The sequence below is a fragment of the Neobacillus sp. D3-1R genome, assembly GCF_052180215.1.
GTDB lineage: Bacteria > Bacillota > Bacilli > Bacillales > Cytobacillaceae > Pseudoneobacillus.
Genome location: NZ_CP197471.1, coordinates 3,728,956 through 3,754,302, shown reverse-complemented (window position 1 = coordinate 3,754,302; position 25,347 = coordinate 3,728,956). Strand labels below are relative to the sequence as shown.

At 42.8% G+C, this 25,347-nt stretch carries 14 protein-coding genes, 6 rRNA genes and 1 other RNA gene; 14 read left to right on the top strand and 7 right to left on the bottom strand.

The window, feature by feature from the left end; all coding sequences use genetic code 11:
• The first annotated feature begins 34 nt into the window (after positions 1-34).
• From eno to ssrA, 7 genes are all read left to right on the top strand, one after another.
• Positions 35-1,336 (top strand): phosphopyruvate hydratase, encoded by a 1,302-nt coding sequence (gene eno / locus ACSBPO_RS19265; RefSeq protein WP_442596144.1) that lies wholly within the window; start codon positions 35-37, stop codon positions 1,334-1,336.
• A gap of 485 nt (positions 1,337-1,821) precedes the next feature.
• A complete protein-coding gene (secG, locus tag ACSBPO_RS19260; RefSeq protein ID WP_442596143.1) occupies positions 1,822-2,055 on the top strand; it encodes a preprotein translocase subunit SecG in 234 nt (77 codons plus the stop codon).
• A gap of 100 nt (positions 2,056-2,155) precedes the next feature.
• Positions 2,156-2,587, top strand: coding sequence for a ferritin-like domain-containing protein (locus ACSBPO_RS19255; RefSeq protein ID WP_442596141.1), 432 nt, complete (start codon positions 2,156-2,158; stop codon positions 2,585-2,587).
• A gap of 219 nt (positions 2,588-2,806) precedes the next feature.
• Entirely contained in the window at positions 2,807-3,553 is a 747-nt protein-coding gene (locus ACSBPO_RS19250) for an alpha/beta hydrolase (protein ID WP_442596139.1), read from the top strand.
• A 66-nt stretch (positions 3,554-3,619) separates the two neighbouring features.
• Positions 3,620-6,088: a ribonuclease R gene (gene rnr / locus ACSBPO_RS19245; RefSeq protein ID WP_442596138.1), complete on the top strand. Its 2,469-nt coding sequence runs from the start codon at positions 3,620-3,622 to the stop codon at positions 6,086-6,088.
• 102 nt (positions 6,089-6,190) lie between these two features.
• Positions 6,191-6,655 (top strand): SsrA-binding protein SmpB, encoded by a 465-nt coding sequence (smpB, locus tag ACSBPO_RS19240; RefSeq protein ID WP_442596136.1) that lies wholly within the window; start codon positions 6,191-6,193, stop codon positions 6,653-6,655.
• A gap of 200 nt (positions 6,656-6,855) precedes the next feature.
• Positions 6,856-7,214, top strand: a transfer-messenger RNA (tmRNA) gene (gene ssrA / locus ACSBPO_RS19235).
• 65 nt (positions 7,215-7,279) lie between these two features.
• Here ssrA and ACSBPO_RS19230 read toward each other — a convergent pair.
• On the bottom strand, positions 7,280-7,726 hold the full coding sequence (locus tag ACSBPO_RS19230) for a GNAT family N-acetyltransferase (protein WP_442596134.1): 447 nt from the start codon (positions 7,724-7,726) through the stop codon (positions 7,280-7,282).
• A gap of 215 nt (positions 7,727-7,941) precedes the next feature.
• Positions 7,942-8,625 (bottom strand): class I SAM-dependent methyltransferase, encoded by a 684-nt coding sequence (locus ACSBPO_RS19225; RefSeq protein WP_442596132.1) that lies wholly within the window; start codon positions 8,623-8,625, stop codon positions 7,942-7,944.
• A gap of 602 nt (positions 8,626-9,227) precedes the next feature.
• Between ACSBPO_RS19225 and ACSBPO_RS19220 the strand changes: the two genes are divergently transcribed.
• The 7 genes from ACSBPO_RS19220 (at position 9,228) to ACSBPO_RS19190 (ending at position 20,347) form a co-directional block, all read left to right on the top strand.
• Positions 9,228-10,777 (top strand): 16S ribosomal RNA (locus ACSBPO_RS19220).
• 326 nt (positions 10,778-11,103) lie between these two features.
• Positions 11,104-14,040: ribosomal RNA gene (locus ACSBPO_RS19215) — 23S ribosomal RNA — on the top strand.
• Positions 14,041-14,132: 92 nt separating this feature from the next.
• Positions 14,133-14,248, top strand: a 5S ribosomal RNA gene (gene rrf, locus ACSBPO_RS19210).
• Between the two features lie 280 nt (positions 14,249-14,528).
• A 16S ribosomal RNA gene (locus ACSBPO_RS19205) occupies positions 14,529-16,078 on the top strand.
• A 222-nt stretch (positions 16,079-16,300) separates the two neighbouring features.
• Positions 16,301-19,237 (top strand): 23S ribosomal RNA (locus ACSBPO_RS19200).
• Between the two features lie 115 nt (positions 19,238-19,352).
• Positions 19,353-19,468 (top strand): 5S ribosomal RNA (rrf, locus tag ACSBPO_RS19195).
• The 16S, 23S and 5S rRNA genes sit together here, the layout of an rRNA operon.
• A gap of 141 nt (positions 19,469-19,609) precedes the next feature.
• A complete protein-coding gene (locus tag ACSBPO_RS19190; protein ID WP_442596130.1) occupies positions 19,610-20,347 on the top strand; it encodes an urease accessory protein UreH domain-containing protein in 738 nt (245 codons plus the stop codon).
• A 26-nt stretch (positions 20,348-20,373) separates the two neighbouring features.
• Here ACSBPO_RS19190 and ACSBPO_RS19185 read toward each other — a convergent pair whose 3' ends face one another.
• The 5 genes from ACSBPO_RS19185 to ACSBPO_RS19165 all read right to left on the bottom strand — a co-directional run bounded on the left by ACSBPO_RS19185 (position 20,374) and on the right by ACSBPO_RS19165 (position 25,212).
• Positions 20,374-20,928 carry a TVP38/TMEM64 family protein gene (locus ACSBPO_RS19185; RefSeq protein ID WP_442596128.1) on the bottom strand — a complete coding sequence of 185 codons (555 nt, stop codon included), beginning with the start codon at positions 20,926-20,928 and terminating at the stop codon, positions 20,374-20,376.
• The gene (locus ACSBPO_RS19180) at positions 20,929-21,606 is read right to left on the bottom strand and encodes a response regulator transcription factor (RefSeq protein WP_442600412.1); all 678 of its coding nucleotides are present in this window, start codon (positions 21,604-21,606) and stop codon (positions 20,929-20,931) included.
• Positions 21,606-22,976 (bottom strand): ATP-binding protein, encoded by a 1,371-nt coding sequence (locus ACSBPO_RS19175; protein ID WP_442596126.1) that lies wholly within the window; start codon positions 22,974-22,976, stop codon positions 21,606-21,608. The genes ACSBPO_RS19180 and ACSBPO_RS19175 overlap by 1 nt, the downstream gene beginning before the upstream one ends.
• A 212-nt stretch (positions 22,977-23,188) precedes the next feature.
• Positions 23,189-23,437 (bottom strand): hypothetical protein, encoded by a 249-nt coding sequence (locus ACSBPO_RS19170; RefSeq protein WP_442596124.1) that lies wholly within the window; start codon positions 23,435-23,437, stop codon positions 23,189-23,191.
• 95 nt (positions 23,438-23,532) lie between these two features.
• On the bottom strand, positions 23,533-25,212 hold the full coding sequence (locus ACSBPO_RS19165; RefSeq protein WP_442596122.1) for an ATP-binding protein: 1,680 nt from the start codon (positions 25,210-25,212) through the stop codon (positions 23,533-23,535).
• Positions 25,213-25,347 lie beyond the last annotated feature (135 nt).

The following is a 25,347-nucleotide window of genomic DNA, read 5'->3' as shown; positions in this document are numbered from 1 at the left end:
AAAAAATGAAACCCATTAAAAGGAGAGATTTTTCATGCCATTTATCGTAGACGTATACGCACGCGAAGTACTAGATTCTCGCGGTAACCCAACTATTGAAGTAGAAGTATTTACTGAATCAGGTGCATTTGGACGCGCAATGGTTCCAAGTGGAGCATCTACTGGGGAATACGAAGCAGTAGAACTTCGTGACGGAGACAATAGCCGTTACCTTGGTAAAGGTGTTTTAAAAGCAGTTGATAATGTAAACGAAATTATCGCTCCTTACCTAGTAGGCGAAGAGTTCAGCGTTTTAGATCAAGTTGCTCTTGATAAAGCACTTATCGAATTAGATGGTACAGAAAACAAAGGAAAATTAGGGGCAAACGCTATTCTTGGTGTGTCTATGGCTGCTGCACATGCTGCTGCTAACTACCTTGACGTTCCTTTATACCAATACCTTGGCGGATTCAACTCTAAGCAACTTCCAGTTCCAATGATGAACATTGTTAACGGTGGAGCTCATGCGGACAACAACGTGGATATCCAAGAATTCATGGTAATGCCTGTTGGAGCTGAAAGCTTCAAAGAAGCTCTTCGTATGGGCGCAGAAATTTTCCACAGCTTAAAGTCTGTATTAAAAGGCAAAGGCTTAAACACAGCTGTAGGTGACGAAGGCGGATTCGCTCCAAACCTTGGTTCAAACGAAGAAGCAATCACTACAATCATCGAAGCAATTGAAAAAGCTGGTTACAAGCCAGGTGAACAAGTAATGATCGCAATGGACGCTGCATCTTCTGAGTTCTACAATAAAGAAGACGGCAAATATCATTTAGCTGGTGAAGGTGTTGTCAAAACATCTGAAGAAATGGTTGACTGGTACGAAGAGCTTGCTTCTAAATATCCAATCATCTCTATTGAAGATGGATTAGACGAAAATGACTGGAAAGGTCACAAGCTTTTAACAGAACGTCTTGGTAAAAAAGTTCAATTAGTGGGTGACGATTTATTCGTTACAAACACACAAAAGCTTTCTCAAGGTATCGAACAAGGAATTGGAAACTCAATCTTAATCAAAGTGAACCAAATTGGTACACTAACTGAAACTTTCGATGCAATCGAAATGGCGAAGCGTGCTGGTTATACAGCTGTTATCTCTCACCGTTCTGGTGAAACAGAAGATAACACAATCGCTGATATCGCAGTTGCAACAAATGCTGGCCAAATCAAAACAGGTGCACCTTCTCGTACAGACCGTGTAGCGAAGTACAACCAATTACTTCGTATCGAAGATCAATTAGGTGACACAGCTCAATTCTTAGGCCGCAAATCTTTCTACAACTTAAATAATAAGTAATTTTTAAAAAGGGAGTGGCAGCGGTGGCTGCTACTTTCTTTTTTTTTAGTGCTGCTGAGCCCGAGAGATGCGCTGAAATTGTGACAAAGTCGGAAACATCCTTTAAAAAGTCGGATAACTGGTCACGAAACTCGGATAACTACTTTCGAAACTCGGATATCGGCTCTCAAAAGTCGGATAACTCATTTTTTCGAAAAATAGCACGCCATCTATCCACAGTTATTTGAAGTTATGAGGAGTGTTATTTAAAAAAATACAGATTGTATCCCCATACTTATCTACATATCTACATAAAAATAGAGATACCCACAGGAATTTTTTAAAAAAATATAAATATTTTGCTCATTTCAGTAGTTATCAACAGGTTAGACCTCTTTTGAATAGGGTTGTCCACTATTTGCCTTTACTCTGCTATTGTCCACTTTGGGAATTTATGATAAATTAATACTAATGCAGAATGTACGTTTTTTCAGGAGGTGGCTTTCGTGCACACAGTATTAGTTATTTTATTAGTTATCGTATGTATTGGTCTTATTGCGACAGTTCTTTTACAATCAGGGAAAAGCGCAGGACTTTCTGGAGCGATTTCTGGTGGAGCCGAGCAATTATTCGGTAAACAAAAGGCAAGAGGACTTGACCTAGTCTTACACCGCATTACGATCGTTCTAGTTGTATTGTTCTTCTTACTTACGATTGGTGTTGCTTATTTTAAACTTTAATTTTTGTACGATGGAGCCGTCCTAAAGCAGGGCGGCTTTTTGCATGTATGGGATATCTCCTTTTTTTCGAACAATACTATAAAAAAGGAAGGTGTCTTATATGGAAAATAAAGAGGTTGTTATAAAAGAGTTGAATGCCTTTTTAAAAGGACAATATATGGGGATTCACTCTTATGAACATTTAATACAAAAAGTTCATGATCCTGTGATGAAAGAAGAGTTTCAAAAGCTGCAGCAAGAGCATAAACAGCATGCGGCAATGGTGGCAGAGCGGATTCAAAATTTAGGTGGAACACCCGTTGATGACGAAGGACCAATCGGTTCCATTCAAAATTATTTTTCTCAATTCATGATACCAGATGACACAGAGGGTCTCGTGAAAACGGCTTTAAAAGGAGAAGACTACTATGGTATTCAAGTCTCAGAAGAAATAGTCAAGGGTGACCTCGATGACGAAAGCAAACAGCTCATCGAAACCATCCTAGACAAAGACCGCCAACACGTCCAACTCCTAAATCGTTTACTGCTTTAAAGCACTGGGGGTCAGACCCCCAGTGCGGTGATGTGCTAAAGTGCAGTGCAGACACCTGGTTAAGTAGCTGCTTCTTCAAATTCTTTTCAACTTCCCCTTTGTCTCAGTCTTTTTTCTGGAATGTTCCCGTTTACTTTGTTAAAACTAATAAGAAGGAAAAAATGAACGATATTAACAATAATGAATATAACGATTAGATATAAAGGAGATAGAAATAGAATGAAAATTGCCTTACCAAAACCATTTACGTTTGAGGGAGGAAAACGAGCGGTTTTATTATTACATGGTTTTACGGGGAATTCCTCCGATGTTCGCATGCTTGGTCGTTACCTTGAAGCAAGAGGGTATACCTGTCATGCACCACATTATAAAGGGCATGGCGTTCCACCAGAAGAATTAGTACATACGGGCCCTGAGGATTGGTGGCAGGATGTCTTACAAGGCTACCAACACTTAAAAGAGAAGGGTCATAATGAAATCGCCGTTGCCGGATTATCGCTAGGTGGGGTATTTTCCCTGAAATTGGGTTACACTCTACCTATAAAGGGTATCGTTCCTATGTGTGCTCCAATGCATATTAAAAGTGAGGAAGTCATGTATAAAGGAATACTAGACTATGCTCGCGAATATAAGAAACGAGAAGGAAAAACAGACGAGCAAATCGAACAGGAAATGATCGAGTTTGCCAAAACACCAATGTCCACACTAAAAGCTCTTCAAAATTTAATAAAAGAAGTTCGTGAAAATGTGGATATGATTTATGCCCCAACTTTTGTGGTTCAAGCAAGACATGACCACATGATTAACACGGAGAGTGCTAACATTATCTTTAATGAGGTGGAATCACCGGTTAAAGAATTAAAATGGTACGAAGAATCTGGTCATGTGATAACGCTCGATAAAGAAAAAGAGCAATTACACGAAGATGTTTATCAGTTTTTAGAAAAACTAGATTGGGCAGAATAGAAATAATTGAAAACTTTGTTCCTATTTTTAAAAAGGAACAACCCCACTATAAAGGAGGTTTGAAGAATGAGTGAAATACAAAATCATATAGACCGGTTACTGCGTCATATGAAAGATGAAACCTATAAACCCTTAACCGTTCAAGAGCTAGAGCAAGCCTTTGGCATCGAAGATTCCGCTGATTTTAAGGATTTTGTTAAGGCTCTTGTGATTATGGAGGAAAGGGGGCTTGTCGTACGTACGAGAAGTAACCGTTACGGGTTGCCGGAAAAAATGAATCTTATTCGTGGTAAATTGACTGGGCATGCAAAAGGCTTTGCTTTCGTGATCCCCGATGAACCAGGAATGGATGATATTTTTATTCCGCCAACTGAGACGAATAATGCGATGCATGGAGACATCGTTTTAGCGAGGATATCCTCGGAAACTTCGGGTCAAAGACGTGAAGGATCCATTGTCCGCATCTTAGAAAGAGGGATTAAGCAAATTGTAGGAACCTATGTGGAAAGCAAAAACTTCGGATTTGTGATTCCGGACGATAAAAAATTTGCTAGTGATGTCTTTATCCCGAAAGCAGCTTCTAAAGGGGCAGTGGAAGGTCACAAAGTTGTCGTACATCTGACAAGCTATCCAGAAGGTAGAAAAAGTGCAGAGGGAGAAGTAACTGAGATCCTTGGTCATAAGAATGACCCCGGTGTTGATATCCTTTCTGTTATTCATAAGCATGGGTTACCGGGACCATTTCCTGAAGATGCTATCGAACACGCAAATAACACACCGGGCGAAATTGATCCAAGTGAAATCAAGAATCGCCGTGACTTACGGAATGAAGTGATCGTGACGATTGACGGAGCAGATGCCAAGGATTTGGACGATGCGGTTACTGTTCAAAAATTAGAAAATGGGAACTATAAGCTAGGTGTACATATTGCCGATGTTACGTATTATGTGACAGAGGAATCACCAATTGACCGAGAAGCGGCAGACCGTGGAACGAGTGTGTATTTAGTGGACCGTGTTATCCCGATGATTCCACACCGATTATCCAACGGAATCTGTTCGTTAAATCCGAAAGTGGATCGCCTAACATTATCCTGTCATATGGAAATTACACCAACTGGGGAAGTCGTTGGGCATGAAATTTTTCAAAGTGTGATTAAAACAACAGAGCGCATGACGTACTCTGACGTGAATAAAATTCTTGTCGATAAAGATGAAGAAGTCATGAAACGATATGAACCATTAGTTCCAATGTTTCAATTAATGGAAGAGTTAGCACAAATATTACGAGAAAAGCGCATGAACCGTGGTGCGATTGACTTTGATTTTAAAGAAGCTAAGGTTCTAGTAGAAGAGGACGGAAAGCCAGTTGATGTTGTGCTTCGAGAGCGTTCAGTTGCGGAACGTCTAATCGAGGAATTCATGTTAGCCGCAAACGAAACGGTTGCCGAGCATTTCCACTGGATGGATGTTCCGTTTATCTATCGTATCCATGAGGATCCAAAGGAAGATAAGCTCCAACGGTTCTTCGAGTTTATTACAAACTTCGGATATCTTGTAAGAGGAACAGCCAATGATGTTCACCCTCGCGCTCTTCAGCAAATTATTGAAGAGGTACAAGGCAAACCAGAAGAGATGGTTGTTTCGACTGTCATGTTAAGATCGATGCAGCAAGCAAAGTATGACCCAGAAAGCCTAGGGCACTTTGGACTTTCAACGGAATTTTACACACACTTCACTTCACCGATTAGACGTTATCCGGATTTAATCGTCCATCGTTTAATCCGTACTTACTTAATTGAAGGGAAGATAGACGATGCAACCCGTCAAAAATGGAATGCACGCCTTCCTGAAATTGCCGACCATTCATCTAGAATGGAACGTCGTGCCGTTGATGCCGAACGTGAAACGGATGAATTGAAAAAAGCAGAGTTCATGGAAGACAAAATTGGTGTCGAATACGATGGTATCATTAGCTCTGTTACCAACTTTGGTATGTTCGTTGAACTTCCAAATACGATTGAAGGTCTTGTTCACGTTAGCTACTTAACCGATGACTACTATCGATATGATGAGCGCCATTTTGCGATGATTGGTGAGCGAACAGGGAATGTTTTTAGAATTGGTGATGAGATCACCGTTCGTGTTATAAATGTTAACAAAGAAGAAAGATCGATTGATTTTGAAGTAGTTGGCATGAAAGGCACTCGTCGTGAAAGAAGTGATACGAAAAAGATTTTCCGCTCGAAAGGTCCAGAAGGTACTCCTTCAAGAGGCGGAGGTCAAGGTCGACGTGGCGAAGGTCGTCCGTCAGGTTCAGGCGGAGGTCAAGGCAGACGCGGTGATGGCCGTCCATCTAGCTCTGGTGGTGGAAAAGGCCGTCGTGGTGGCGAGGGTCGACCATCAGCTAGTCAAGGTAGAAGTGGTGAAGGCGGCGGTCAGGCTGCTGCAGGAGAAGGCAAAAAGCCGAAAAAGAAACGCAAATTCTATGAAAATGCTCCTAGTGCGAAACGTAAACCGAAAAAACGTAAATAAGTTTAAAGTAGAGCTGGTTCATTTATGAATCGGCTCTCTTTCATCCTTGTGAATATTTTGGTAAAATAAAATTCATAACCCGTTTTGAAGGGGGAGAGACAGATGCCAAAAGGCGAAGGAAAATTAATTGCGAATAATAAAAAAGCCTATCATGACTTTTTCATCGAAGAGACCTATGAAGCTGGCTTAGTTTTACAAGGAACTGAAATAAAGGCAATCCGTGCAGGCAGAGTAAACTTAAAGGATTCATATGCAAGAATTCAAAATGGTGAAGCTTGGCTGTACAGTATGCATGTAAGCCCATATGAACAAGGGAATCGCTATAACCATGACCCACTCCGCACGAGAAAGCTTTTACTTCATAACCGTGAAATTGCCAAATTAATCGGTGAAACGAAGGAAGCAGGATATGCTTTAGTTCCATTAAAGCTTTATTTAAAAAATGGTTATGCGAAGGTTTTAATTGGACTTGCTAAGGGTAAAAAGAATTACGATAAGCGTGAGGATCTAAAGAAAAAAGAGGCCAAACGTGAAATCGAAAGAGCATTCCGCGATCGTCAAAAGTAATTGTAAAACAGTTGTTACCCAGAATTGGAATTTATTTTACAGTAACTTACAATTGAAATTGCATTGCTCTGTGATATAATAATAAATGTCGCAAGGTTACGAGATAATAAATCATAAGAGTTGCGACACCAACTTAGCTCAAACTTACAAATGAGCTTCCGACGTCAAGCAAGCGTAAAAGCTGCTGACCATTTTATAATGGGGACGCTACGGATTCGACAGGGGTAGTTCGAGCTTAGGTGGCGAGTCGAGGGGATCGGCCTCGTTAAAACGTCAAAGCCAATAACTGGCAAAACTAACAATAACTTAGCTTTCGCAGCTTAATACTGCATAGCTGTTCGCCCGTCCATCGCCTATGTGGTACGGTAGCGGACTCACTCTTAGTAGGCTACGCCGGAGTCCACCGTCTGAGGACAATGGAAGAGAACAACCAGACTAGCTGACCGGACGCCTGTCGATAGGCAAAAGGCTCAGCGAAGCGCCAATATGTCGACTACACTCGTAGAAGCTTAAGTGCCGATATCTTTGGACGTGGGTTCGACTCCCACCGTCTCCACCAAATACATATTTGGTGGTTTTTATTTTTTTACATGACGTCAAGCATAAGTTTTCCGTTTGGAAAGCTTATGCTTTATTTATATTTAATTCCATAACAGAAGAAATTTTTTTGAAACCTAGTTTTTCGTACATAGCTTTAGCTGGGTTTCCAGTGAATACATTCAATTGAACGGTTTCTATTTTCCTTGCCCATAGTTCCTTAATTGCAGCCTCCATTAATTGCTTACCAATACCTCTATCTCGATATCTTGGAAATACATATAAATGAAGAAGATGCCCAATTTCTTTTCCAGTTAACAGATTTCGGTCTTTAGTCAACAAAATCCAGCCTTTAATCTTTCTGTTTTCTTCTTCAACCAAATAATAGCCACCGTTCAAAATGATTGGCAAAAACATATTATAAGAATTTTGATAATTATTGGCTGCGTAACCCATAGAACTTTCATTTATTACATTTCCTGAAAATTTAAGAATGTAGTCAGTTTCTATTTCGTTTGCTTTTCTTATTGTCATATTAGCACCTCGAAAAAATAAAACTATTTATGTACTAATATATTTAAACTAGGCTGAAGGTGTCACAAACTATTAAATTAAAAATAATTAAACTTTTACCGTCTTAGTTTGTTGGAAATAAAACTATGTATGCCTTTGTCGCAGTGGGATAGAAATTTACTTATAATCAAATAAGGAAAGAATGGAAAAAGGGCTGTAATAAATACAAGCCCTTTCTATTTTATACATGAAAAAACTCGTACATCCATGATCCCTTGGTATTTCATTGTCATCAAAATATGCTGAATCATGATTGTAAATAGTTCAGGTTCTATATCTGAGGAATACTTGTATTCGGAAGGAGGGGTGTGTTCTAAAATGGATTCGTGATCCAGAGCTATTTTAATATCCCTGAATCCTGTTTCATTTAATAAAGTAATCCAATCTTTCTCCATGGGAAGTGAATCAAAACCATAGAATTCTTGAATCTCCTTTTTTTCAGCGATTCCTAGTGATTCATTTAATGTAAATTCATTGGCAATAATCTTTCCGCCGGTTTTTAATACACGAAATATTTCCTGCAAAGCCTTTGGTTTATTGACAAAAGCTAGCACTGATTCGGAAATCACATAATCAAAAGAATCGTTCTGAAAAGGGATGCTTTCTACTGAACCATGGATAATTTCAACAGGTAATTGTTGTGATATCATTCTATTTTTTGCTTTTTCAATCATAATAGGATTTATCTCAAGCCCAATAACCTTTGAACCATATTCACCGGCTAAATAAGCAGACGTCTGGCCAGTACCACATCCAACATCTAAAATAAGTGAATTCTGATTTAATCCCTCATCTTTCATTACTTCCTTTGTAAGAGGTAACCCTCCTGGATGAGCACTACCAATGCCGAATTTAGACAAAAAATCCAAATATAATGAATTATTACTAATAAAAACCACCTTCTTTAGTCTGGATAGTTGAATCTTATGTAGATAAGTCTCAGGAGGTTCCTATTGTTAAGCAAAAAAATGTGGATGCCTTTATGTTTGTGTACTAGATAGGGAAAATTAATTGGTTAATTAGTTACAAAGGTCAGCAGAATTATAGAAGTAAGTAATCGCCATTTGAATTCAATGTTTTTTTGTATTTGATTACATTATTCATTTAATGAAACTAATTATTATTGTTGCGTTTTGGGAGAAAAAATAGATTATCTAAATATGTATGTTACTTTAAACATCTCCTTATGAAAGGAAATGATAGATGAAAGTTTATTTTAAAAAGAAGTTGACTTCTACGAATCTATGTATTATATTAGTAAATGTCGCTGCAACGAAATTTAAAAATTAGTGAGTTTTCGCAGAAGTTGACAACGACGAAATGATATGCTAATATAGTATTTGTAAGTTAGAAAAAAATGCTCTTTGAAAACTAAACAACCAAACATTAACAAAGGTAAGGCTTCTATTATAGAAGTTTTTAAAAAAAGCCAGAGTAAACTTTATGAGCTATATCAAACACTTTATTGGAGAGTTTGATCCTGGCTCAGGACGAACGCTGGCGGCGTGCCTAATACATGCAAGTCGAGCGAATCTTTAGGAGCTTGCTCCTGAAGGTTAGCGGCGGACGGGTGAGTAACACGTGGGCAACCTGCCTGTAAGACTGGGATAACTTCGGGAAACCGGAGCTAATACCGGATAATCCTTTTCTTCACATGAGGGAAAGCTGAAAGACGGTTTCGGCTGTCACTTACAGATGGGCCCGCGGCGCATTAGCTAGTTGGTGAGGTAACGGCTCACCAAGGCGACGATGCGTAGCCGACCTGAGAGGGTGATCGGCCACACTGGGACTGAGACACGGCCCAGACTCCTACGGGAGGCAGCAGTAGGGAATCTTCCGCAATGGACGAAAGTCTGACGGAGCAACGCCGCGTGAACGATGAAGGCCTTCGGGTCGTAAAGTTCTGTTGTTAGGGAAGAACAAGTACCGGAGTAACTGCCGGTACCTTGACGGTACCTAACCAGAAAGCCACGGCTAACTACGTGCCAGCAGCCGCGGTAATACGTAGGTGGCAAGCGTTGTCCGGAATTATTGGGCGTAAAGCGCGCGCAGGCGGTCCTTTAAGTCTGATGTGAAAGCCCACGGCTCAACCGTGGAGGGTCATTGGAAACTGGGGGACTTGAGTACAGAAGAGGAAAGTGGAATTCCACGTGTAGCGGTGAAATGCGTAGAGATGTGGAGGAACACCAGTGGCGAAGGCGACTTTCTGGTCTGTAACTGACGCTGAGGCGCGAAAGCGTGGGGAGCAAACAGGATTAGATACCCTGGTAGTCCACGCCGTAAACGATGAGTGCTAAGTGTTAGAGGGTTTCCGCCCTTTAGTGCTGCAGCTAACGCATTAAGCACTCCGCCTGGGGAGTACGGTCGCAAGACTGAAACTCAAAGGAATTGACGGGGGCCCGCACAAGCGGTGGAGCATGTGGTTTAATTCGAAGCAACGCGAAGAACCTTACCAGGTCTTGACATCCTCTGACAACCCTAGAGATAGGGCTTTCCCCTTCGGGGGACAGAGTGACAGGTGGTGCATGGTTGTCGTCAGCTCGTGTCGTGAGATGTTGGGTTAAGTCCCGCAACGAGCGCAACCCTTGATCTTAGTTGCCAGCATTCAGTTGGGCACTCTAAGGTGACTGCCGGTGACAAACCGGAGGAAGGTGGGGATGACGTCAAATCATCATGCCCCTTATGACCTGGGCTACACACGTGCTACAATGGATGGTACAAAGGGCTGCAAGACCGCGAGGTTAAGCGAATCCCATAAAACCATTCTCAGTTCGGATTGCAGGCTGCAACTCGCCTGCATGAAGCTGGAATCGCTAGTAATCGCGGATCAGCATGCCGCGGTGAATACGTTCCCGGGCCTTGTACACACCGCCCGTCACACCACGAGAGTTTGTAACACCCGAAGTCGGTGGGGTAACCGTAAGGAGCCAGCCGCCTAAGGTGGGACAGATGATTGGGGTGAAGTCGTAACAAGGTAGCCGTATCGGAAGGTGCGGCTGGATCACCTCCTTTCTAAGGAATATAAGTGACTACTAGTCACAAAAAAGCATTTAAATCTTTGGTGTTAATTGTTTGGTGTTTAGTTTTGAGAGAGCAATCTCTCGGTAGCTTTTTGCTACTAATTAATTTTGCTCCTGCGGCACAGTGTGTTCGATGGTGTTAAGTTCACCTCGTCGCAAGGCTGCATGTAGCTTAGCCAAGAAGTCAATCATGATGTGATTGAAATTCGCGGCCTTGTTCCTTGAAAACTAGATAATCGTATAGAAGAAACCAAGTAAAAACCGAGTAATTGCCATTTTAGTTTCTCTCTTATTTTATAGTAAGAGAATTAACCTTTAGGTTAAGTTAATAAGGGCGCACGGTGGATGCCTTGGCACTAGGAGCCGATGAAGGACGGGACTAACGCCGATATGCTCCGGGGAGCTGTAAGTAAGCTTTGATCCGGAGATTTCCGAATGGGGAAACCCACTGCTCGTAATGGAGTAGTATCTTTACCTGAATACATAGGGTACTGATGGCATACCCGGGGAACTGAAACATCTAAGTACCCGGAGGAAGAGAAAGCAAACGCGATTCCCTGAGTAGCGGCGAGCGAAACGGGACATAGCCCAAACCAAGAGGCTTGCCTCTTGGGGTTGTAGGACACTCAACATGGAGTTACAAAGGAACGGGGTAGATGAACAGATCTGGAAAGATCGGTCAGAGAAGGTAAAAACCCTGTAGTCGAAACTCCGTTCCCTCCTGAGTGGATCCTGAGTACGGCCGGACACGAGAAATCCGGTCGGAAGCAGGGAGGACCATCTCCCAAGGCTAAATACTCCCTAGTGACCGATAGTGAACCAGTACCGTGAGGGAAAGGTGAAAAGCACCCCGGAAGGGGAGTGAAAAAGATCCTGAAACCGTGTGCCTACAAGTAGTTAGAGCCCGTTAATGGGTGATAGCGTGCCTTTTGTAGAATGAACCGGCGAGTTACGATTACATGCAAGGTTAAGTTGATAAGACGGAGCCGCAGCGAAAGCGAGTCTGAATAGGGCGAATGAGTATGTGGTCGTAGACCCGAAACCAGGTGATCTACCCATGTCCAGGGTGAAGTCCAGGTAACACTGGATGGAGGCCCGAACCCACGCACGTTGAAAAGTGCGGGGATGAGGTGTGGGTAGCGGAGAAATTCCAATCGAACTTGGAGATAGCTGGTTCTCTCCGAAATAGCTTTAGGGCTAGCCTCACGTAGTAAGAGTCTTGGAGGTAGAGCACTGTTTGGACTAGGGGCCCTCATCGGGTTACCGAATTCAGACAAACTCCGAATGCCAAAGACTTATCCGTGGGAGTCAGACTGCGAGTGATAAGATCCGTAGTCAAAAGGGAAACAGCCCAGACCACCAGCTAAGGTCCCAAAGTTTACGTTAAGTGGAAAAGGATGTGGAGTTGCTTAGACAACCAGGATGTTGGCTTAGAAGCAGCCACCATTTAAAGAGTGCGTAATAGCTCACTGGTCGAGTGACTCTGCGCCGAAAATGTATCGGGGCTAAACGTAACACCGAAGCTGTGGATTGACACCATATGGTGTCAGTGGTAGGAGAGCGTTCTAAGGGCGTTGAAGCTAGACCGTAAGGACTGGTGGAGCGCTTAGAAGTGAGAATGCCGGTATGAGTAGCGAAAGATGGGTGAGAATCCCATCCACCGTATGCCTAAGGTTTCCTGAGGAAGGCTCGTCCGCTCAGGGTTAGTCGGGACCTAAGCCGAGGCCGAAAGGCGTAGGCGATGGATAACAGGTTGATATTCCTGTACCACCTCTTTATCGTTTGAGCAATGGGGGGACGCAGAAGGATAGGGTAAGCGCACTGTTGGATATGTGCGTCTAAGCAGTTAGGCTGGTAACGAGGCAAATCCCGTTACCGTGAAGGCTGAGCTGTGATAGCGAGGGAAATATAGTACCGAAGTTCCTGATTCCACGCTGCCAAGAAAAGCCTCTAGCGAGATAAAAGGTGCCCGTACCGCAAACCGACACAGGTAGGCGAGGAGAGAATCCTAAGGTGTGCGAGAGAACTCTCGTTAAGGAACTCGGCAAAATGACCCCGTAACTTCGGGAGAAGGGGTGCTTTTTGGGGTGAATAGCCTCGAAAAGCCGCAGTGAATAGGCCCAGGCGACTGTTTAGCAAAAACACAGGTCTCTGCGAAGCCGTAAGGCGAAGTATAGGGGCTGACGCCTGCCCGGTGCTGGAAGGTTAAGAGGAGGGGTTAGCGCAAGCGAAGCTCTGAATCGAAGCCCCAGTAAACGGCGGCCGTAACTATAACGGTCCTAAGGTAGCGAAATTCCTTGTCGGGTAAGTTCCGACCCGCACGAAAGGCGTAACGATCTGGGCACTGTCTCAACGAGAGACTCGGTGAAATTATAGTACCTGTGAAGATGCAGGTTACCCGCGACAGGACGGAAAGACCCCGTGGAGCTTTACTGTAGCCTGATATTGAATTTTGGTACAGCTTGTACAGGATAGGTAGGAGCCTGAGAAGCCGGAGCGCCAGCTTCGGTGGAGGCGTCGGTGGGATACTACCCTGGCTGTATTGAAATTCTAACCCGCACCCCTCTATCGGGGTGGGAGACAGTGTCAGGTGGGCAGTTTGACTGGGGCGGTCGCCTCCTAAAGAGTAACGGAGGCGCCCAAAGGTTCCCTCAGAATGGTTGGAAATCATTCGTAGAGTGTAAAGGCACAAGGGAGCTTGACTGCGAGACCTACAAGTCGAGCAGGGACGAAAGTCGGGCTTAGTGATCCGGTGGTTCCGCATGGAAGGGCCATCGCTCAACGGATAAAAGCTACCCCGGGGATAACAGGCTTATCTCCCCCAAGAGTCCACATCGACGGGGAGGTTTGGCACCTCGATGTCGGCTCATCGCATCCTGGGGCTGTAGTCGGTCCCAAGGGTTGGGCTGTTCGCCCATTAAAGCGGTACGCGAGCTGGGTTCAGAACGTCGTGAGACAGTTCGGTCCCTATCCGTCGTGGGCGTAGGAAATTTGAGAGGAGCTGTCCTTAGTACGAGAGGACCGGGATGGACGCACCGCTGGTGTACCAGTTGTCTTGCCAAAGGCATCGCTGGGTAGCTATGTGCGGACGGGATAAGTGCTGAAAGCATCTAAGCATGAAGCCCCCCTCAAGATGAGATTTCCCATAGCGTAAGCTAGTAAGAACCCTGAAAGATGATCAGGTTGATAGGTCAGAGGTGGAAGCGCGGTGACGTGTGGAGCTGACTGATACTAATCGTTCGAGGACTTAACCAAAACATTTGGATATCCAAATTAGGCAAACTCGTTTTTTCTTCTTCTAATACATTATCTAGTTTTGAGGGAACAAAAACCTCAACAAAATATAGTCTGGTGGCGATGGCGAGAAGGTCACACCCGTTCCCATACCGAACACGGAAGTTAAGCTTCTCAGCGTCGATGGTAGTTGGAGGATTCCTCCTGTGAGAGTAGGACGTCGCCAGGCGAAAATACATAGAATTCACTTCCATGTATTTTTTATCCCTATAAGATAAATTTTATATTGTATTTAACACCGATGGTGTTATGATACGAAAGTTCCATTTTCAACTATTAAACTATTAAAAAGTTGTTGACGTGAACGTGATAAAATGATATGATATAAAAGTTGTCTCATTAAATTGTTCTTTGAAAACTAAACAACCAAACATTAACAAAGGTAAGGCTTCTATTATAGAAGTTTTTAAAAAAAGCCAGAGTAAACATTATGAGCTATATCAAACACTTTATTGGAGAGTTTGATCCTGGCTCAGGACGAACGCTGGCGGCGTGCCTAATACATGCAAGTCGAGCGAATCTTTAGGAGCTTGCTCCTGAAGGTTAGCGGCGGACGGGTGAGTAACACGTGGGCAACCTGCCTGTAAGACTGGGATAACTTCGGGAAACCGGAGCTAATACCGGATAATCCTTTTCTTCACATGAGGGAAAGCTGAAAGACGGTTTCGGCTGTCACTTACAGATGGGCCCGCGGCGCATTAGCTAGTTGGTGAGGTAACGGCTCACCAAGGCGACGATGCGTAGCCGACCTGAGAGGGTGATCGGCCACACTGGGACTGAGACACGGCCCAGACTCCTACGGGAGGCAGCAGTAGGGAATCTTCCGCAATGGACGAAAGTCTGACGGAGCAACGCCGCGTGAACGATGAAGGCCTTCGGGTCGTAAAGTTCTGTTGTTAGGGAAGAACAAGTACCGGAGTAACTGCCGGTACCTTGACGGTACCTAACCAGAAAGCCACGGCTAACTACGTGCCAGCAGCCGCGGTAATACGTAGGTGGCAAGCGTTGTCCGGAATTATTGGGCGTAAAGCGCGCGCAGGCGGTCCTTTAAGTCTGATGTGAAAGCCCACGGCTCAACCGTGGAGGGTCATTGGAAACTGGGGGACTTGAGTACAGAAGAGGAAAGTGGAATTCCACGTGTAGCGGTGAAATGCGTAGAGATGTGGAGGAACACCAGTGGCGAAGGCGACTTTCTGGTCTGTAACTGACGCTGAGGCGCGAAAGCGTGGGGAGCAAACAGGATTAGATACCCTGGTAGTCCACGCCGTAAACGATGAGTGCTAAGTGTTAGAGGGTTTCCGCCCTTTAGTGCTGCAGCTAACGCATTAAGCACTCCGCCTGGGGAGTACGGTCGCAAGACTGAAACTCAAAGGAATTGACGGGGGCCCGCACAAGCGGTGGAGCATGTGGTTTAATTCGAAGCAACGCGAAGAACCTTACCAGGTCTTGACATCCTCTGACAACCCTAGAGATAGGGCTTTCCCCTTCGGGGGACAGAGTGACAGGTGGTGCATGGTTGTCGTCAGCTCGTGTCGTGAGATGTTGGGTTAAGTCCCGCAACGAGCGCAACCCTTGATCTTAGTTGCCAGCATTCAGTTGGGCACTCTAAGGTGACTGCCGGTGACAAACCGGAGGAAGGTGGGGATGACGTCAAATCATCATGCCCCTTATGACCTGGGCTACACACGTGCTACAATGGATGGTACAAAGGGCTGCAAGACCGCGAGGTTAAGCGAATCCCATAAAACCATTCTCAGTTCGGATTGCAGGCTGCAACTCGCCTGCATGAAGCTGGAATCGCTAGTAATCGCGGATCAGCATGCCGCGGTGAATACGTTCCCGGGCCTTGTACACACCGCCCGTCACACCACGAGAGTTTGTAACACCCGAAGTCGGTGGGGTAACCGTAAGGAGCCAGCCGCCTAAGGTGGGACAGATGATTGGGGTGAAGTCGTAACAAGGTAGCCGTATCGGAAGGTGCGGCTGGATCACCTCCTTTCTAAGGAATATAAGTGACCATTGGTCACAAAAAAACATTTAAATCTTTGGTGTTAATTGTTTGGTGTTTAGTTTTGAGAGAGCAATCTCTCGGTAGCTATTTAGGTAGCTACTACTACTTGTTCCTTGAAAACTAGATAATCGTATAGAAGAAACCAAGTAAAAACCGAGTAATTGCCATTTTAGTTTCTCTCTTATTTTATAGTAAGAGAATTAACCTTTAGGTTAAGTTAATAAGGGCGCACGGTGGATGCCTTGGCACTAGGAGCCGATGAAGGACGGGACTAACGCCGATATGCTCCGGGGAGCTGTAAGTAAGCTTTGATCCGGAGATTTCCGAATGGGGAAACCCACTGCTCGTAATGGAGTAGTATCTTTACCTGAATACATAGGGTACTGATGGCATACCCGGGGAACTGAAACATCTAAGTACCCGGAGGAAGAGAAAGCAAACGCGATTCCCTGAGTAGCGGCGAGCGAAACGGGACATAGCCCAAACCAAGAGGCTTGCCTCTTGGGGTTGTAGGACACTCAACATGGAGTTACAAAGGAACGGGGTAGATGAACAGATCTGGAAAGATCGGTCAGAGAAGGTAAAAACCCTGTAGTCGAAACTCCGTTCCCTCCTGAGTGGATCCTGAGTACGGCCGGACACGAGAAATCCGGTCGGAAGCAGGGAGGACCATCTCCCAAGGCTAAATACTCCCTAGTGACCGATAGTGAACCAGTACCGTGAGGGAAAGGTGAAAAGCACCCCGGAAGGGGAGTGAAAAAGATCCTGAAACCGTGTGCCTACAAGTAGTTAGAGCCCGTTAATGGGTGATAGCGTGCCTTTTGTAGAATGAACCGGCGAGTTACGATTACATGCAAGGTTAAGTTGATAAGACGGAGCCGCAGCGAAAGCGAGTCTGAATAGGGCGAATGAGTATGTGGTCGTAGACCCGAAACCAGGTGATCTACCCATGTCCAGGGTGAAGTCCAGGTAACACTGGATGGAGGCCCGAACCCACGCACGTTGAAAAGTGCGGGGATGAGGTGTGGGTAGCGGAGAAATTCCAATCGAACTTGGAGATAGCTGGTTCTCTCCGAAATAGCTTTAGGGCTAGCCTCACGTAGTAAGAGTCTTGGAGGTAGAGCACTGTTTGGACTAGGGGCCCTCATCGGGTTACCGAATTCAGACAAACTCCGAATGCCAAAGACTTATCCGTGGGAGTCAGACTGCGAGTGATAAGATCCGTAGTCAAAAGGGAAACAGCCCAGACCACCAGCTAAGGTCCCAAAGTTTACGTTAAGTGGAAAAGGATGTGGAGTTGCTTAGACAACCAGGATGTTGGCTTAGAAGCAGCCACCATTTAAAGAGTGCGTAATAGCTCACTGGTCGAGTGACTCTGCGCCGAAAATGTATCGGGGCTAAACGTAACACCGAAGCTGTGGATTGACACCATATGGTGTCAGTGGTAGGAGAGCGTTCTAAGGGCGTTGAAGCTAGACCGTAAGGACTGGTGGAGCGCTTAGAAGTGAGAATGCCGGTATGAGTAGCGAAAGATGGGTGAGAATCCCATCCACCGTATGCCTAAGGTTTCCTGAGGAAGGCTCGTCCGCTCAGGGTTAGTCGGGACCTAAGCCGAGGCCGAAAGGCGTAGGCGATGGATAACAGGTTGATATTCCTGTACCACCTCTTTATCGTTTGAGCAATGGGGGGACGCAGAAGGATAGGGTAAGCGCACTGTTGGATATGTGCGTCTAAGCAGTTAGGCTGGTAACGAGGCAAATCCCGTTACCGTGAAGGCTGAGCTGTGATAGCGAGGGAAATATAGTACCGAAGTTCCTGATTCCACGCTGCCAAGAAAAGCCTCTAGCGAGATAAAAGGTGCCCGTACCGCAAACCGACACAGGTAGGCGAGGAGAGAATCCTAAGGTGTGCGAGAGAACTCTCGTTAAGGAACTCGGCAAAATGACCCCGTAACTTCGGGAGAAGGGGTGCTTTTTGGGGTGAATAGCCTCGAAAAGCCGCAGTGAATAGGCCCAGGCGACTGTTTAGCAAAAACACAGGTCTCTGCGAAGCCGTAAGGCGAAGTATAGGGGCTGACGCCTGCCCGGTGCTGGAAGGTTAAGAGGAGGGGTTAGCGCAAGCGAAGCTCTGAATCGAAGCCCCAGTAAACGGCGGCCGTAACTATAACGGTCCTAAGGTAGCGAAATTCCTTGTCGGGTAAGTTCCGACCCGCACGAAAGGCGTAACGATCTGGGCACTGTCTCAACGAGAGACTCGGTGAAATTATAGTACCTGTGAAGATGCAGGTTACCCGCGACAGGACGGAAAGACCCCGTGGAGCTTTACTGTAGCCTGATATTGAATTTTGGTACAGCTTGTACAGGATAGGTAGGAGCCTGAGAAGCCGGAGCGCCAGCTTCGGTGGAGGCGTCGGTGGGATACTACCCTGGCTGTATTGAAATTCTAACCCGCACCCCTCTATCGGGGTGGGAGACAGTGTCAGGTGGGCAGTTTGACTGGGGCGGTCGCCTCCTAAAGAGTAACGGAGGCGCCCAAAGGTTCCCTCAGAATGGTTGGAAATCATTCGTAGAGTGTAAAGGCACAAGGGAGCTTGACTGCGAGACCTACAAGTCGAGCAGGGACGAAAGTCGGGCTTAGTGATCCGGTGGTTCCGCATGGAAGGGCCATCGCTCAACGGATAAAAGCTACCCCGGGGATAACAGGCTTATCTCCCCCAAGAGTCCACATCGACGGGGAGGTTTGGCACCTCGATGTCGGCTCATCGCATCCTGGGGCTGTAGTCGGTCCCAAGGGTTGGGCTGTTCGCCCATTAAAGCGGTACGCGAGCTGGGTTCAGAACGTCGTGAGACAGTTCGGTCCCTATCCGTCGTGGGCGTAGGAAATTTGAGAGGAGCTGTCCTTAGTACGAGAGGACCGGGATGGACGCACCGCTGGTGTACCAGTTGTCTTGCCAAAGGCATCGCTGGGTAGCTATGTGCGGACGGGATAAGTGCTGAAAGCATCTAAGCATGAAGCCCCCCTCAAGATGAGATTTCCCATAGCGTAAGCTAGTAAGAACCCTGAAAGATGATCAGGTTGATAGGTCAGAGGTGGAAGCGCGGTGACGTGTGGAGCTGACTGATACTAATCGTTCGAGGACTTAACCAAAATATTTGGATTTCCAAATAAGGTAACTCGTTTTTACTTCTTCTAATACATTATCTAGTTTTGAGGGAACAAGACTTTTTCACGTAAGTGAAAAGAGTTTACCTCAACAAAATAGTCTGGTGGCGATGGCGAGAAGGTCACACCCGTTCCCATACCGAACACGGAAGTTAAGCTTCTCAGCGCCGATGGTAGTTGGAGGATTCCTCCTGTGAGAGTAGGACGTCGCCAGGCAAAAAGTGAACAACCTTAAAGGGTTGTTTTTTTTGTTTTTCAAAAAGTTTTCTTCATTTCTCCATAGTTTCTTGAGATTTTCATGCTATAGTTCTACTAAATTGAATTAATTGTTTACTTCCCAAAAAGGTGGTCCGACCCATGTATGAAATTTTTAGTCAGATAAGTAATTTTTTAAGCCAGCCCTTCCTTCAAATAATGAGAAGTACAGAGGGAGTTCCAGTTTTAACAGCCTTTATTTTAGGAATAATCGGTGCATTGGCACCGTGTCAATTTACAGGCAATTTAGGTGCCGTTACGATCTATGGAAATCAATCGCTTCAAAAAAGAATAGCATGGGTAGAGGTTCTATTCTTTATTTTAGGCAAAATCTTTGTTTTTTCTGGATTAGGTTTGATTGTTTGGATAGTAGGCAGTGAAATTCAAACTAGTTTAACGCTTATATTTCCTTTGGTTAGAAAAATTTTTGGCCCTTTATTAATCTTTATTGGTCTTTTTATGATAGGTATCATAAAGTTTCATAAATCCGTATCTCTTGGTTCCATTCCTGAAAAATTTTTTAAAAAAGGAAAGTTAGGGGCATTTCTAATGGGGGTTAGCTTTACCTTAGGCTTTTGTCCAACCATGTTTATTTTATTTTTTGTCACACTAATGCCTATTACACTAGCAGTTTCATATGGTGCCATACTTCCAACCATTTTTGCTATAGGGACCTCATTACCACTTATTTTATCTATTTTACTCATTTGGTATTTTGGGCTCAGTGGTAGATTCATGAAAAAAACTGGTAGAAGATATGGGCAGATTGTCCAAAGGATAGCAGGTGGCTTTATGCTTATTTTGGGGATATTAGATACTTTAACCTATTGGGGAATATAAAGAAAACAGCGGAAAATCCGCTGTTTTTATTTTCTTCTTTTTTTGCAAATGTAAAATAATAGACTTGTTAAAACAAAGAGTGCAATTAATGATAATTTCCAACCGGAGCTTAATTGTAGGGCTCGGTCAGTGGCATATGCTTCCATCAATAAGGAAGGGACTTTTCCTATTGTACTTGCTAAACCAAATGAAAATATCCCCATTTTACTATAAGCCGCATAAAGAGTCACAACACCAGAAGGAATAAAAGGTAATATTCTTAAGACTAGAACAAGAAACACTGCTTCAAGCCCTGTAGAGTGATGAAGTCTAGTTAAAATTTTATTTTTTAATGGTCCTTCATTTGAAAGTTTGGAAATCCCTTTTCGATATAAGATGAAGCTAATGATGGCACCAACCGCCTCACCGAAAATAGAAATAATTAGTCCTATTTTAAAGTCTAAAACAGCAATGTTAGCCGCAGTTAGAAAAGCACTTGGTAATATACCAGAAATAGCAATGACAACATTCACAATGATACTTAAAAGAACAAATAATAGTTTACTCTCAGGCATCCATTCCCAATAAATTTCTTCCATCATCTACACAGCATCTATCCATTTATAACCGACTCCCCAGACAGTAAGTAAATACTCATCTGCAGGGAATCCGGCTTTTCGCAGCTTATCTCTTAGGTTTCTAACATGTGAATCGATCGTTCGATCCTCCGTAGAAACACCATGACCCCATATCGTTGTAATTAAGTGATCACGTGTAAAAACTTTATTTACATTAGTTAAAAATAAATTCATCATCCCTATTTCTTTTGGTGTTAAGGGAATAGGCTTATGTTGAAATTGAAGTTCATAGGAATCCTGATTAAGAACAAGTCCTTGAAAGGTAATAATACTAGGTGAAGACTGATTTCTTCTTAATACGGCTTCTATTCTTGCGACTAATTCATCCCCATCAAAAGGTTTTGAGATATAATCATCTGCCCCAATATTTAACCCTTTTACAATGTCGGGCTTTTCTGTCCTAGCAGTAAGCATGATAATAGGATAGTCCCACTGCTTTTTGATAATCCGACAAGCCTCCCAACCATCCATTTCAGGCATCATAATATCTAGAAGGATTAAGTCAACTCGATTTGATTCCAAATATTCTATAGCTTCTATTGCCGATTCTTTTTTTATGCAGTGATAGCCCTTTGGAGATAAATAAAGGGTTAGTAAGTCTAACATCCTTGTTTCATCATCCACCAATAATATATTCTTCATCATCCGATTGCTCCTTTAAAGATAAGCTCAAACTGAGTTCCTATGTTCTCTTTACTTTTCACTTCAATGGTTCCGCCATGTGCATGTATCAGTTCACGGACAATGGCTAGTCCAAGCCCTGAACCACCAAGAGTACGTGTTCGAGATTTGTCAACTCGGTAAAAACGATCAAAAATATGCGGAATGTCTTTTTCAGGTATTCCTTTTCCAGTATCTGAAATGGATATATGACAGTTTGTGCCTTTTCGAATGACTCTTAAAACTGTTTTATCTCCACTTGAGGAATATTTCATCGCATTGTCCAACAGATTAAGAAAAATTTGCTCGAGTCTTGCGGGGTCAGCCATTAAGAACAAATTTTCAGGGCAGAAGACATCTAAAACCCTATCCTTTTCTTTAAAAGCTGGAGATAATTTTTGTTCGATATTATTTAGAAATTCATGTAAATCGATTTGCTGCTTTTGAATAACAAAGGTATTCTGGTCAAATTTTGCTAAAACAAATAACTCCTTTATCAGTACGGAAAGGCGAGTCGTTTCTTCTATAATGATTTCTAAATATTTCTCCTGTTCTTCTCGTGGTAAATTGCGCTTATGAACAATATCTGTATACCCTTTTATATAAGTCAACGGAGTGCGAAGTTCATGAGAGATACTAGCTAAAAAATCATTCCGTTCCTTTGTTAAATAGTTTAATTTTTGGGCAAGTAATTGAATCGAATTTGCCAAATCCCCCAGTTCATCATTTGCTACTTTCGGCAATGAGACCGTATAATTGCCATTACTGATTTGTGAAGTAGCTTCTTTCATTTCAAGCAATGGTTTAGTAAGAGCTTTTGAAAGAACTATAATGATAAAGAAGGTTAAAGCAATGGATATAAATCCTGCTAATAAAAAGTGTTCATTTAAATGTTTGATCAAAGATTGCACGGATGCAGTATCTTGAAACATATATACATACCCTACAACTTGCTTATCAATTTCTATCGGACTAACCGTTGCGATAAAGGGAGTCTTCCTCCAATTATTCTCAATTACCTTTCCATGTCTTGGAATATCATGTGTCTTAGATTGAATGTATTTTGAAAAATGAATACTTTGATTTGAAGATCCAATAAAATTCAAATCAGAATCTGTAATGACCACATCGGTATCAGCTTCGGATTCCATTAAGGTAATATGACTAATGGTAGTCTTGTCAAAGTTCATTTCTAAGACAGAGCGGTGAGAATTTCCTCTAGCCAATAATCCATTAAGTTCTTCCTCGACACGATTATCTACCAAGGCTGAATGCAAAAAGAAAAACATAAAGGATTCTAGCCCGAAAATAATAAGAAAAAAAATGATACCTAATTTTACAGATAGTTTCATGGGGATTCACTCATTTCAACCTATGTTACTCTTATTTTACTCTAAAAATATCAAGAATTTATGCAGAGATTTTATTAAAAAAATAAAAAGAAGGTGAACTTATCAGACTTCTTTTTATGCTCGACTTTCAGGGAGATATGCTCGACCTTTAGAAGAATATGCTCGACTTTATTTATATAAAGAAAAACGCCCTATAAAAGGGCGTTCATCTATTAGAAGTTATTCATCATATTTTCGGAATTCATATTTTTAAAGTTTTGATTCTGCATCATACCATTATTGCCGTGGCAGGTATCATACATCTCCTTCAGTTCTTCATTTGAAAAATTCGGATGCATTTGTTGCATAAAAGGCTTCATTTTTTCGAAATTGAAAAGATCCGTATCATTCCCAGCAGCAAAGGCTGCTGTCCCAATCGCTAACATGGAAACTAAGCTGATACTAAAAATGGTTTTCTTCATCTTCCACCACTCCTTATTGATTACTTACCTATATGATAGACGGTAAATTTGCATAATTTATCAAGAATTTGTGTGGATTTTGTGAAGAAATCAATCTAGTATGCTTTTTCTTCGGCTAAAGGTAACTTTATTTCGACCAAGGTTCCTTCTTTTACCTTACTTTTGTAGGTTATCGTACCATGATGCTGCTTAATAATTTTTTGGCAGATCATTAAACCGAGTCCTGTTCCTTTTTCTTTCAGACTATAAAAAGGTTCGCCGAGTCGTGGAATAAGCTCTTCAGGGATACCGCATCCTTCGTCCTTAAAGGTAATTAAACATTCATTCCGAGGTCCTTTTTGTAGTTTGATATCGATCACTCCGCCATCTTTCATCGCTTCCATCGCATTTTTTAAAATGTTAAGGAAAACCTGTTTCAACTGATTTTTTTCACCGATTACAAAAAATGGATGTTCCTCAAAATTTGCACGGAATTGGATAGCATTCATATGTGCTTGAGGTGAAAGGAGCTCAAGCGTGTTTTCTAACAACTCTCGTAAATTTGTCCGATTCATTTGAATCGCTTGTGGTTTTCCTAAGGTTAATAGTTCACTAGTGATTGTTTCAATCCGTTCTAATTCAGTCAAAAGCAATTCGGTAAATTCAAGTGGGCGATCTTCATTTTTATAAAGCTGTACAAAACCTTTAATGGTCGTAAGTGGATTTCGAATCTCATGGGCAATACCGGCAGCTAATTCCCCAACAATCGATAGCTTTTCAGATTGTAACAAAAATTCTTCCGCCTTTTTTCGTTCAGAAATATCCCGGCTAATAATAACAATATGCTCAATGGTGTTTTCTTCGCCTTTTACGGGCATACAACGAGATTCAATTTCAACATAATGACCTTCAATATGTTTAAAGCGCAATTCCATCGATTGGGCTTCCTTATGATGAATCAATTTTTCTAATGTATTTTTACATAAATGAACATCATCTGGATGAATGAAATGATACAATTCAAACTCTTTTAAATCCGTATCTTTGTAACCTAATACAAGTTCATGAGAGGGTGAGAAGTAACTGATAGAATGGTCTTTATTAACGACCATAATGAGATCTGATGTATTTTCAGCAATTAAGCGATATTTAAATTCACTTTCCTCTAATGTGGATAACGTTTCTTTTAATTCTTCTTGAGTGGCAGCAACCATCTTGAACATATTTGAATATTTAAAGTTTAATCTATGTAGCTTCATATAAGATTCAATCAGTAACACACCAACTATGACACCTAGTAAGACAAAAATTAAATATTGAACATGAAAGAACGAATTATCCCGAATAACATGAAAAATGAGCGGTACTGTGATGATGTAAATCAATATATAGGAACCATACAATAATAGGATTCTTTTAACTGGATGAAAACGTGTAGCTAGGAAAGATACAAATGTAAATGCAACGACAATAACGCTCCATCCAACGATAGCTGGTAACCAATTATCACCCGTAATGAGTCTTAACGCTAGGGCGAAACTTCCTGTAATAAAACCTGCTACAGGTCCAAGATAAGCATAGACGAGAATAACAGGGGCATAACGAATATCATAGGAGTATCCTTCATGGTGAATGGATAATATAACAAGAATGATAGAAACAATTCCTGCATAAACTCCTCCCACTATTCGAATTTTGCCAAGTGGTTTACGGGAAATAAATGAATGGATTACTAAAGGTGTACTAACCATTAGTGAAAAAATAGAGAGATTTACGATATAGTCAAAAAGAATCAATGAACTCCCACCTATTTAAGTCATTTCTAATCTATTATCCCTATCATAAACTAGCATTAAAAGCATTGCCATAAGTATTTCTCGACAGTGGAAAAATATTAACAATACATTAATAGTAGAAACATAATCCCCAAA

What these genes read in the sequence shown, in the direction of transcription:
- eno (WP_442596144.1), top strand. Translation starts at nt 35, where the DNA reads ATGCCATTTATCGTAGACGTATACGCACGCGAAGTACTAGATTCTCGC.
- ACSBPO_RS19255 (WP_442596141.1), top strand. Translation starts at nt 2,156, where the DNA reads ATGGAAAATAAAGAGGTTGTTATAAAAGAGTTGAATGCCTTTTTAAAA.
- ACSBPO_RS19250 (WP_442596139.1), top strand. Translation starts at nt 2,807, where the DNA reads ATGAAAATTGCCTTACCAAAACCATTTACGTTTGAGGGAGGAAAACGA.
- rnr (WP_442596138.1), top strand. Translation starts at nt 3,620, where the DNA reads ATGAGTGAAATACAAAATCATATAGACCGGTTACTGCGTCATATGAAA.
- smpB (WP_442596136.1), top strand. Translation starts at nt 6,191, where the DNA reads ATGCCAAAAGGCGAAGGAAAATTAATTGCGAATAATAAAAAAGCCTAT.
- ACSBPO_RS19230 (WP_442596134.1), bottom strand. Translation starts at nt 7,726, where the DNA reads ATGACAATAAGAAAAGCAAACGAAATAGAAACTGACTACATTCTTAAA.
- ACSBPO_RS19190 (WP_442596130.1), top strand. Translation starts at nt 19,610, where the DNA reads ATGTATGAAATTTTTAGTCAGATAAGTAATTTTTTAAGCCAGCCCTTC.
- ACSBPO_RS19185 (WP_442596128.1), bottom strand. Translation starts at nt 20,928, where the DNA reads ATGATGGAAGAAATTTATTGGGAATGGATGCCTGAGAGTAAACTATTA.
- ACSBPO_RS19180 (WP_442600412.1), bottom strand. Translation starts at nt 21,606, where the DNA reads ATGAAGAATATATTATTGGTGGATGATGAAACAAGGATGTTAGACTTA.
- ACSBPO_RS19175 (WP_442596126.1), bottom strand. Translation starts at nt 22,976, where the DNA reads ATGAAACTATCTGTAAAATTAGGTATCATTTTTTTTCTTATTATTTTC.
- ACSBPO_RS19170 (WP_442596124.1), bottom strand. Translation starts at nt 23,437, where the DNA reads ATGAAGAAAACCATTTTTAGTATCAGCTTAGTTTCCATGTTAGCGATT.